This window comes from Tepidimonas fonticaldi, from assembly GCF_007556755.1.
Lineage (GTDB): Bacteria > Pseudomonadota > Gammaproteobacteria > Burkholderiales > Burkholderiaceae_C > Tepidimonas > Tepidimonas fonticaldi.
Genome location: NZ_VJOO01000015.1, coordinates 60,046 through 69,644 on the forward strand (window position 1 = coordinate 60,046; position 9,599 = coordinate 69,644).

At 70.1% G+C, this 9,599-nt stretch carries 9 protein-coding genes and 1 pseudogene; 7 read left to right on the top strand and 3 right to left on the bottom strand.

Features of this window, described 5'->3' with window-relative positions; genetic code table 11:
- Nucleotide 1: 1 nt before the first annotated feature.
- Nucleotides 2–1,312 carry an O-acetylhomoserine aminocarboxypropyltransferase gene (locus tag Tfont_RS08720; RefSeq protein ID WP_143969143.1) on the bottom strand — a complete coding sequence of 437 codons (1,311 nt, stop codon included), beginning with the start codon at nucleotides 1,310–1,312 and terminating at the stop codon, nucleotides 2–4.
- 80 nt (nucleotides 1,313–1,392) lie between these two features.
- On the opposite strand from Tfont_RS08720, the gene Tfont_RS08725 reads away from it, so the two are divergent.
- From Tfont_RS08725 to Tfont_RS08740, 6 genes and pseudogenes are all read left to right on the top strand, one after another.
- A complete protein-coding gene (locus Tfont_RS08725; protein ID WP_143969144.1) occupies nucleotides 1,393–1,875 on the top strand; it encodes a CBS domain-containing protein in 483 nt (160 codons plus the stop codon).
- 78 nt (nucleotides 1,876–1,953) lie between these two features.
- Nucleotides 1,954–2,238, top strand: a pseudogene (locus Tfont_RS15045) (Na/Pi symporter); the annotation flags it as partial.
- Nucleotides 2,239–2,275: 37 nt separating this feature from the next.
- Nucleotides 2,276–3,142, top strand: a complete 867-nt coding sequence (locus Tfont_RS14765; RefSeq protein ID WP_260682324.1) for a Na/Pi symporter — start codon at nucleotides 2,276–2,278, stop codon at nucleotides 3,140–3,142.
- Between the two features lie 33 nt (nucleotides 3,143–3,175).
- On the top strand, nucleotides 3,176–3,367 hold the full coding sequence (locus tag Tfont_RS14770) for a hypothetical protein (RefSeq protein WP_260682325.1): 192 nt from the start codon (nucleotides 3,176–3,178) through the stop codon (nucleotides 3,365–3,367).
- A gap of 8 nt (nucleotides 3,368–3,375) precedes the next feature.
- On the top strand, nucleotides 3,376–4,491 hold the full coding sequence (aroC, locus tag Tfont_RS08735) for a chorismate synthase (protein ID WP_068610279.1): 1,116 nt from the start codon (nucleotides 3,376–3,378) through the stop codon (nucleotides 4,489–4,491).
- Nucleotides 4,488–5,675 carry an MFS transporter gene (locus Tfont_RS08740; RefSeq protein WP_143969145.1) on the top strand — a complete coding sequence of 396 codons (1,188 nt, stop codon included), beginning with the start codon at nucleotides 4,488–4,490 and terminating at the stop codon, nucleotides 5,673–5,675. Before aroC ends, Tfont_RS08740 begins: the two co-directional genes overlap by 4 nt.
- 48 nt (nucleotides 5,676–5,723) lie before the next feature.
- Here Tfont_RS08740 and Tfont_RS08745 read toward each other — a convergent pair whose 3' ends face one another.
- Nucleotides 5,724–6,335: an NnrU family protein gene (locus Tfont_RS08745; RefSeq protein WP_143969146.1), complete on the bottom strand. Its 612-nt coding sequence runs from the start codon at nucleotides 6,333–6,335 to the stop codon at nucleotides 5,724–5,726.
- A gap of 269 nt (nucleotides 6,336–6,604) precedes the next feature.
- On the opposite strand from Tfont_RS08745, the gene katG reads away from it, so the two are divergent.
- Nucleotides 6,605–8,782, top strand: a complete 2,178-nt coding sequence (gene katG / locus Tfont_RS08750; protein WP_143969147.1) for a catalase/peroxidase HPI — start codon at nucleotides 6,605–6,607, stop codon at nucleotides 8,780–8,782.
- Between the two features lie 32 nt (nucleotides 8,783–8,814).
- On the opposite strand, the gene Tfont_RS08755 is transcribed toward katG, so the two are convergent.
- Entirely contained in the window at nucleotides 8,815–9,168 is a 354-nt protein-coding gene (locus Tfont_RS08755) for an acyl-CoA thioesterase (protein WP_260682326.1), read from the bottom strand.
- Nucleotides 9,169–9,599 lie beyond the last annotated feature (431 nt).

The following is a 9,599-nucleotide window of genomic DNA, read 5'->3' on the forward strand; positions in this document are numbered from 1 at the left end:
GTCAGGCGGCTTTTTCGGCGGCCTTGAAGGCGCGCTTGAGGTCGTCGATCAGGTCGTCGGGGTCTTCCAGGCCGATCGACAGGCGGATGGTGCCCGGCCCGATGCCGGCGGCGGCCAGCGCCTCGTCGCTCATGCGGAAGTGCGTCGTGCTGGCCGGGTGGATGACCAGGCTGCGGCAGTCGCCGACGTTGGCCAAGTGGCTAAAGAGTTTGAGCGCTTCGATGAAGGCGCGGCCCTGCGCGCGGCCGCCCTTCAGTTCGAAGCTGAACACGCTGCCGGCGCCGCGCGGCAGCAGCCGCTGTGCCAGCGCGTGGCTTGGGTGATCCGGCCGCAGCGGGTGGCGCACGCGCGCCACCAGCGGGTGCGCCGCCAGAAAGTCCACCACCCGCTCGGTGTTGGCCATGTGGCGCGCCATGCGCAACGGCAGCGTCTCGATGCCCTGCAGGATCAGCCATGCGGTGTGCGGGCTCATGCAGGCGCCGAAGTCGCGCAGGCCCTCGCGGCGCGCGCGCAGCGCGAACGCCCCCACCGTCGATTCCTCGCTGAACACCATGCCGTGAAAGCCCGCGTACGGCTCGGTCAGCTCCGCAAAGCGCCCGTCGCGCGCGTGCACGGCGTCCCAGTCGAACGAGCCGCCGTCGACCAGCACGCCGCCGATCACGGTGCCGTGGCCGCTGAGGAACTTGGTCGCCGAGTGGTAGACCAGATCCGCGCCGAGCGACAGCGGCTGGATCAGCCACGGCGTCGTGAGCGTCGAGTCCACCAGCAGCGGCACGCCGGCGGCGTGCGCGATCTCGGCCACCGCGGGGATGTCCAGCACGTCCAGCCCCGGGTTGCCGACCGTCTCGCCGAAGAACAGGCGGGTGTTGGGCCGCACCGCGGCGCGCCAGGCATCCAGGTCGTCCGGCGCCACGAAGGTGGTCTGGATGCCGAAGCGCGGCAGCGTGTCGTGCAGCAGGTTGTGGCTGCCGCCGTACAGCGCGCCGGAGGCGACGATGTGGCCGCCCGCGCCCATCAGCGTGACGATGGCCAGGTGCAGCGCCGCTTGCCCGCTGGCGGTGGCCAGGCCGGCGATGCCGCCCTCCAGTGCGGCCACACGCTGCTCCAGCACCGCGGTAGTCGGGTTGCTGATGCGGCTGTAGACGTGGCCGGCGCGCTCCAGGTTGAACAGCGCCGCGGCGTGGTCGGCCGACTCGAAGACGAACGAGGTCGTCAGGTGGATCGGCACCGCGCGCGCGCCGGTGGCGGGGTCGGGGGCGGCGCCGGCGTGCAGCGCCAGCGTGTCGAAGCCGGGATCGGCGTAACCGGGCATGGTGTCTCCTCGTGTTGTGGACTATATTAGCTCGCACAGCGGCCCCCTAGCCGCGCTTTCGAGACAACAGGAGCCCCACCATGAAAGTCCGTGACATTTTGCGCGTCAAAGGCGGCACGCTCTACACGGTATCGCCGGACGAGTCGCTGGCCCGCGCGGTCGAGACGATGGCGCAGTACGACATCGGCTCGCTGGCCGTCATGGAGCACGGCGAACTGGTGGGCATGCTCACCTTTCGCGAGGTGATCGACACCATCGCGCGCAATGGCGGCTCGGTGGGCACGGTGACGGTGCGCAGCATCATGGACGACCACCCCATGACCTGCACCCCCGAGACCGAGCTGGACCAGGTGCGCCCCATGATGCTGGAGCGCCACACCCGCTATATGCCGGTGATGGACAACCGCATGCTGATGGGTGTGATCAGCTTTTACGACGTGGCCAAGGCCGTGGTCGAGACGCAGAGCTTCGAGAACAAGATGCTCAAGGCCTACATCCGCAACTGGCCGGAGGAGGAAGACACCGCCCCCGGCGGGCCGGAACAGCAGCCGGCCGCGCGCTGATCCGTGATCGACGGTCTGGGCGGTTTGCTCGCCGGCCTGCTCGGCGGCGTGGGCCTGTTCATCATGGGCATGGAGCTCATGACGGACGGCCTGCGGCTGGCCGCCGGGCCCGCGCTGGAGCGCATTCTGACCGCCTCCACCCGCACCCGCTGGCGCGGGCTGGCGGCCGGTGCCCTGGTCACGGCGGTGGTGCAGTCCTCCAGCGCCGTCACGGTGGCCACGATCGGCTTCGTCAACGCGGGGCTGCTCAATCTGGGCCAGGCGCTTTGGGTGCTGTTTGGCGCCAACGTCGGCACCACCATGACGGGCTGGATCGTCGCGGTGCTGGGCTTTGGGCTGAAGATCGACCTGCTGGCACTGCCCCTGATCGGGTTGGGGGTGGGGCTGCGCGTCACCGGCCATGGCACGCGCCGCGGGGGCCGGGCTGCTCTCGGCCCACGGGGCGGCGGCCGTGGTCATCGGGGCCAACATCGGTACGTCGGTCAAGGCGGTGCTGGCCGCCCTGGGGGTCGCCCCCAACGCCCGCCGCGCCGCCAGCGCGCATGTGTTGTTCAACCTGTTGACGGGGCTGGTGGCGCTGGCCCTGTTGCCCTGGTTGGTGCAATGGTTGCTGCAGGCCATGCACGCCTTGGGGCTGGACGATTCGCCGGCCTTGACGGTGGCGCTCTTCCACACGGTTTTCAATGTGCTGGGCGTGGTGCTGATGTGGCCGCTGGCAGGACGGCTGACGCGCTGGCTGCAGGCGCGCTTTCGCACCGCCGAGGAGGACGAGTCGCGCCCCCGCTTCCTGGACGCGACCGTGCTGGCCGTGCCCGTGCTGGCGTTGGACGCGCTGCACCGGGAGTTGGGGCGCTTCCGCGGACTGGCGGCGCGCTCGTTGGGGACGGTGTTCGACCTGCCCACGCTGGCTGGCGACGCGGTGGCGGAGCGCGCCGGCGGCGACGATGCCGCCGTGCGGGCCCGGCTGGCGCGGGCGCGGGCGGTGGCCCTGGCCCTGCAGCGCGCGGTGGCGGACTTCGTCGTGCGCCTGCAGCGCGCCGAGATGTCCGCCGACAGCGCGGCGCGGCTGCCGGACATGCTGCGCGTGGCCCGTTGTGCCGAAGTCGCGGTGGAGCTGGCCGACGAGGCGGCCGAGGCGCTGGCCCCCTGGCCCACGCCGCCCGCCGGCGTGCCGGCGCTGGAGCTGGCGGCCTTTCGGCGCCGGTCGGTCGCATTGCTGGCGCTGCTGGACGACGCCGCGCCCGCCCCGTCGCCCGCCGCGAGCTAGGCCGCGCTGCGCGAGGCCGAGGATGCCTATGCCGTGCTCAAGGCCGCCTTGCTGCGCGCCGGGGCCGAGGGGCGGCTGCCCATCGAGGCGATGGAGGCCTGGTTGCGCGCCAGCAGCGAGCTGCGCCGCAGCCTGCAGCAACTGGTCAAGGCCGCCGTGGTGTTGCAGCGTGCCGCCGACGCCCCCACCGGTGACGACGGCCGGGCGCAGGCGGCTGCGGGATAATCCCGGGCATGAGCGGCAACACCCTGGGCACCCTGTTTCGCGTCACCAACTTCGGCGAATCGCACGGACCGGCCATCGGCTGCGTCATCGACGGCTGTCCGCCCGGGTTGCCGCTTGCCGAGGCCGACATTCAGCCGGAGCTCGATCGGCGCCGGCCGGGCAGCAGCAAGTTCGTCACCCAGCGGCAGGAGGCGGACCAGGTGCAGATCCTCAGCGGGGTGTACCAGGGGCGCACCACAGGCACGCCCATCGCCTTGCTGATTGCCAACACCGACCAGCGCAGCAAGGATTACGGCGATATCGCCCAGACCTTCCGCCCCGGGCATGCGGATTACACCTACTGGCACAAATATGGCATCCGCGATCCGCGCGGGGGAGGGCGCTCGTCCGCGCGCCTGACCGCGCCCACCGTGGCGGCGGGGGCGGTCGCGCGCAAATGGCTGCGCGAGCAGTTTGGCACGGTGGTTCGGGGCGCCCTGCTCCAGATGGGCACGGTGAGCGTGCCGTTCGAATCGTGGGACCATGTCGATGGCAACCCGTTTTTTGCGCCAGTGGCCGATGTGTCGGCGCTGGAGGCGTATCTGACCGAGATCCGCAAGGCCGGTGACTCGGTGGGGGCGCGGCTGCGCGTCGTCGCGCAGGGGGTGCCCGCCGGGCTGGGCGAGCCGATCTACGACCGCCTGGACGCCGACATCGCGCACGCCATGATGGGTCTCAACGCGGTCAAGGGCGTGGAAATCGGCGACGGCTTTGCCAGCGTCGCGCAGCGGGGCAGCGAGCACGGCGACGGCATCACCCCGCAGGGCTTTCTGTCCAACCACGCGGGTGGCGTGCTGGGGGGCATCAGCACGGGGCAGGACATCGTCGTCACGCTGGCCATCAAGCCCACCAGCTCCATCCTCGTGCCGCGGCCGTCCATCGATACCGCGGGCGAGCCGACGGAAGTCATCACCAAGGGCCGGCACGACCCCTGCGTCGGCATTCGGGCCGTGCCCATCGTGGAGGCGCTGCTCGCGATCGTCCTGATGGACCATGCGCTGCGCCACCGCGCGCAGTGCGGGGATGTGCGCGTCACCCCCGGGCCGGTCGCGGCCGAGGCCCCGGGCGGCGTCTCCCGCTCATGAGCGGCGGCCCGCCCGCCGATGCCCGGCGCGTGCGGGGGCTGTGGCCCTTTGCGGCCCTCTCGGCGGGCTACTTTGCGCACATCGGTTTTTTCAATCCGTACCTGCCGCTGTGGTTGCAGGAGCTGGGCTACGGCCTGTGGGCCATCGGGCTGCTGACGGCGCTGCAGTCGGCGACGCGGCTGTTCGCCCCCTACCTGTGGGGGTGGCTGAGTGACCGCAGCGGCGAGCCGGTGCGCTGGCTACGGGTGTGCGCTGGGGTGTCACTGGTGCTGTCCCTGGGGTTGTGGTGGCAGCCCGTGCCCGTCTGGCTGCCGCTGGTGTTGCTGCTGCTGTTCACGCACACCAGCGCCATGATGCCGCTGTCCGAGACGGCACTGGCGCATGCCGTCAGCGCCTCCGGCGGCTTCGATGCGCGCCGCTACGGCCGTGTGCGCCTGTGGGGATCGCTGGGCTTTCTGGTGACGGTGTTGGCGGCAGGCGCCTGGTTCCAACGCCACGGGCTGTCGAGTTTTCCGTTCTGGGCGAATGCGACGCTGGTGCTGGTGGTGGGCGCGGTGTGGGCCATGCCGCGCTGGCGCGACCCCCCGCATGCGCACGATGCCGTGGGCGGGCGCATCTGGCCGGTGTTGCGCCAGCCCGTCGTGGCGTGGTTTTTTGCCTCCATGTTTTTGCATGTGCTGGCGCACGTCTTCATCTACATCTTCTTCTCGCTCTATCTGGACCGCCTGGGGTATGGCAAGGGCGTGATCGGCGCGCTGTGGGCCACCGCCGTGGTGGTGGAGATCGCCTGGTTCTTTACCCAGGGGCGCTGGCTGCCGCGGCTGGCGCTGGGGCAGTGGCTGATGCTGGCATCGGCCCTGACGGTTGCACGCATGGTGGCGACGGCCTGGGGCGCGCACTGGCTGGGCGTGCTGCTGCTGGCGCAAGCGGTGCATGCCATCGGTTTTGCCGCTCACCACACGGTCTGCATCGCCCTCATCAACCGCCACTTTCCGGGGCGGCTGCGCGCGCGGGGGCAGGCCTTGTATTCGTTGATCGGTTATGGCTGCTCCGGGGTGACCGCCGGAGCACTGGGCGGTTGGATCAGCACCCACCATGGGCTGAGCGCCGTCTTCGTGGCCGGCATGGTCGCCGCCGCGGCCGCCACGGGAGCGGCCATCGTCGTGCGCCGACTGGGGGGCTGACGGCAGGACAGACGGTGTGGCCGTCGCCCCCCAGCCGTGGATGCCCGATCAGCCGAAGGGGCGCACGCCGATCAGCACGCCGTGCGCCCAGAACGCGAACACGGCCCACGCCCCCAGCCCGACGACCGCGGTGGCCACCGTGGCCGCCAGCGATGGCCCGCGGGTGGCGGTGACCGTGGCGTCATCCTCGTCGTCGCCATCGTCGCGGCCGGTGGGCGTGCGGCGCCGCGCCGCGCGGTAATTGAGCACCGCCCATGCCAAAAAGCCGCCAAACAGCAACACGTCGGCCAGCGTGCCGTTGGACAGCAGGTGGGCAAACGCCCACAGCTTGACGGACAGCACCATCGGGTGGCCCAGCCGCGCCTTGATCGCATTGCCCGGGACATAGGCCGCCACCAACAGCACGAAAGCCACCAGCGTCAGCAGCGAGGCGGCGTGGCGCATCCCCACCGGTGGGGTCCACAGCACGTCCGGGGACTGGCGGGCCAAGCCGTAGCCCCAGATGATCAACCCCAGCCCGACGGCCGACACCAGGGAGTAGACCGCCTTCCATGCGCCCAGCCCGATGCGGTCGATGGTCTGGTTGCGCCAGTCGTCGGCCACGATGCGCACCGAGTGCACGCCCAAAAACAGGATCAAGCCCAGCACCAGCCACTGCATCGCGCGCCTCCGGTCGGTTGTGGTTCAAGGGGTGGCGTCCATCATAGCCCCAAGCCTGGGCAGGCGGCTGCGCGGCCTGGTCTGGCCCTATCGCCGCGATTGGGAAAAATGACGGCCGCACGGTGGCAGACCCGATACACTGACATCCAATCAGCGATCAACAACTGATTGCTGATGTATATCGGACGCCGCCCAACCGTGCCTCGCTCGGCAGTGCCTGCATGGCGCGCGGCCCCGATGTCGGCCAACCCGCCTGCAAGGAGATGACCATGAATGCCCCCACCCGCGAAGCCGTCGGCCAATGCCCCGTGATGCACGGCGCCCACACCACCGCCGCAACCTCCAACACGGCCTGGTGGCCGAATGCCCTGAACCTGGACATCCTGCACCAGCACGACACCAAGACCAATCCGCTGCCCGGCTTCAACTACCGGCAGGCGGTGCGTCAACTCGACGTGGATGCGATCAAGCGCGATCTGACCGCCTTGATGACCGACAGCCAGCCCTGGTGGCCCGCCGATTGGGGCCACTACGGCGGGTTGATGATCCGCATGGCCTGGCACGCAGCGGGGTCGTACCGCATCGCGGACGGTCGCGGCGGCGCCAACACCGGCAACCAGCGCTTCGCGCCGCTCAACTCCTGGCCGGACAACGCCAATCTGGACAAGGCGCGCCGGCTGCTGTGGCCGATCAAGAAAAAGTATGGCAACCAGATCAGCTGGGCCGATCTGATGATCCTGGCCGGCAACGTCGCCTACGAGTCCATGGGCCTGAAGACCTATGGCTTTGCCTTCGGGCGCGAGGACATTTGGCACCCGGAAAAGGACGTCTACTGGGGCGATGAGAAGGAGTGGCTGGCGCCCAGCGACGCCCGCTACGGCAGCCTGGACGACGCCAGCACCTTGGCCAACCCGCTGGCCGCCGTGCAGATGGGCCTGATCTATGTGAACCCCGAGGGCGTCAACGGCCAGCCGGACCCCCTGCGCACCGCCGCCCAGGTGCGCGAAACCTTCGCCCGCATGGGCATGAACGACGAGGAAACCGTGGCCCTCACCGCCGGCGGGCACACGGTCGGCAAGGCGCACGGCAACGGCAGCGCGGCCAACCTGGGCCCTGCGCCCGAAGGCGCGCCGATCGAAGAGCAGGGCCTGGGCTGGAACAACCACACCACCCGCGGCATCGGTCGCGACACCGTGACCAGCGGTCTGGAAGGGGCGTGGACCACGAACCCCACCCAGTGGGACAACGGCTACTTCAAGCTGCTGCTCGGCTACGAATGGGAGCTCAAAAAGAGCCCCGCCGGCGCCTGGCAGTGGGAGCCGATCGGCCTGCGGCCCGAGGACGTGCCGCCCGACGTGGAAGACCCCACCCTGCGCAACCACCGCATCATCATGACCGATGCCGACATGGCGATGAAGGTGGACCCCGTGTACCGCCGGATTTCGGAGCGGTTTGCGGCCGACCAGGCGTATTTCTCCGAGGTGTTTGCCCGCGCCTGGTTCAAGCTCACGCACCGCGACATGGGGCCGCGCACGCGCTACATTGGCCCCGAGGCACCCACCGAAGACCTGATTTGGCAAGACCCCATTCCCGCGGGCCGCACCGATTACGACGTGGCCGACGTGCGCGTCCGGATCGCCGCCGCGGGATTGGGGATCGCCGAGCGGGTGGCCACGGCCTGGGACAGCGCCCGCACCTTCCGCGGATCGGACTTCCGCGGCGGTGCCAACGGGGCGCGCATCCGGCTGGCTCCGCAAAAGGACTGGGCCGGCAACGAGCCGGAGCGGCTGGCGCGCGTGCTGCCCGTCTATGAGCGCATCGCCGCGGAAACCGGCGCCAGCATCGCCGACGTGATCGTCCTGGCCGGCAGCATGGCGGTGGAAGAGGCCGCCCGCGCCGCCGGTTACCCGGTCGAGGTCCCGTTCGCGCCGGGGCGCGGTGACGCCACGCAGGCGCAGACCGACGTCCAGTCGTTTGCCGTGTTGGAGCCGGTGGCCGATGGGTTCCGCAACTGGCTCAAACAGCACTATGCGGTACAGCCGGAGGAGCTGCTGCTCGACCGCGCGCAGCTCATGGGCCTGACCGCGGCCGAGATGACGGTGCTCGTCGGCGGCCTGCGCGTGCTCGGTGCCAACCACGGGGGATCGGCGCACGGGGTGTTCACCGACCGTGTCGGCGTGCTGAGCAACGACTTCTTCGTGCACCTGACCGACATGGCCTATAGCTGGAAGCCTACGGGACGCAACAGCTACGCCATCGTGGACCGTGCCACGGGGGCGACCCGCTGGACCGCCACGCGGGTGGACCTGGTGTTTGGCTCCAACGCCGTGTTGCGCGCCTACGCCGAGGTCTACGCCCAGGACGACGGGCGCGAGAAGTTCGTGCGCGACTTCGTGGCCGCGTGGGTCAAGGTCATGAACGCCGACCGCTACGACCTGCGGCCCTGACGCGGGGACATGTGCCCGGCAGCATGCGCACATCAATCGGGCAGGGCCACATAGGTCAGCAGCACATCGCAGCAGCGGCGCGGGCAGGCGCCTCGGGCGTCGCTCGCGTCCATCAACGCCCGCACGGCGCCCGAGCGCCGGCCCCGGCGGACGATGCGGGCCTGACACTCCCCCAGATGACCGCTGGGCAAGGGGGCGCTGAATTGCACCCGCTCCAGCGCCGCGGTCACGACCGCGCCACCCAATTCGCGAGAAGCGAGGATGAAAGCCGTGCGGTCCAGCCATGACAGGGCCGCGCCGCCAAACAGCGTGCCGTGGTGATTGCATTGATCGGGCCAGGCCATGTCCACCACCGTCAGGGCGTGGTGGGCATTGGCGTGTGCCATCTCAGATCCATTGGACATCTTGCGTGCTACGGTTGTCGTCCCGATGCCGGGGCAAGCCAACCGGACGCCGGCAAACGCACCCCCTCGCCCACGCGGTCGCGGACGGCGGGCGCGACCGCAAGACGGCGTCGCGCCGGGCTTGCTGGGGACACCCCGCCCCGGCACATCCTCGTTCGCTGGGCGGCAGGTCTCCTGGCTCTCGGGTCAACGTCGGACAGCAGCCTTCCCAGTAATGGGGCGATGCCCCCTCCAATTCCAATCCGGCCGCGGCCGCATCGCCCCAGTGCGATTGATGCCGCCTGGATGTCAGGCGACACCGTAAATTGACCCCCTAGCGACACGAGGAACTGACCCCCTCGTTCGCAAGGAGGCCATCGTTGGAAACGAAGCACATTGAGGTAGATCCTGTGCGCCGTGTGGTTTGCGGAGTG

Excerpts from the sequence above, each read along its gene's own strand:
- Tfont_RS08725 (WP_143969144.1), top strand. The coding sequence starts at position 1,393 with ATGAAAGTCCGTGACATTTTGCGCGTCAAAGGCGGCACGCTCTACACG.
- Tfont_RS08755 (WP_260682326.1), bottom strand. The coding sequence starts at position 9,168 with ATGGCACACGCCAATGCCCACCACGCCCTGACGGTGGTGGACATGGCC.
- katG (WP_143969147.1), top strand. The coding sequence starts at position 6,605 with ATGAATGCCCCCACCCGCGAAGCCGTCGGCCAATGCCCCGTGATGCAC.
- Tfont_RS08745 (WP_143969146.1), bottom strand. The coding sequence starts at position 6,335 with ATGCAGTGGCTGGTGCTGGGCTTGATCCTGTTTTTGGGCGTGCACTCG.
- Tfont_RS14765 (WP_260682324.1), top strand. The coding sequence starts at position 2,276 with ATGGCACGCGCCGCGGGGGCCGGGCTGCTCTCGGCCCACGGGGCGGCG.
- Tfont_RS08720 (WP_143969143.1), bottom strand. The coding sequence starts at position 1,312 with ATGCCCGGTTACGCCGATCCCGGCTTCGACACGCTGGCGCTGCACGCC.
- aroC (WP_068610279.1), top strand. The coding sequence starts at position 3,376 with ATGAGCGGCAACACCCTGGGCACCCTGTTTCGCGTCACCAACTTCGGC.
- Tfont_RS08740 (WP_143969145.1), top strand. The coding sequence starts at position 4,488 with ATGAGCGGCGGCCCGCCCGCCGATGCCCGGCGCGTGCGGGGGCTGTGG.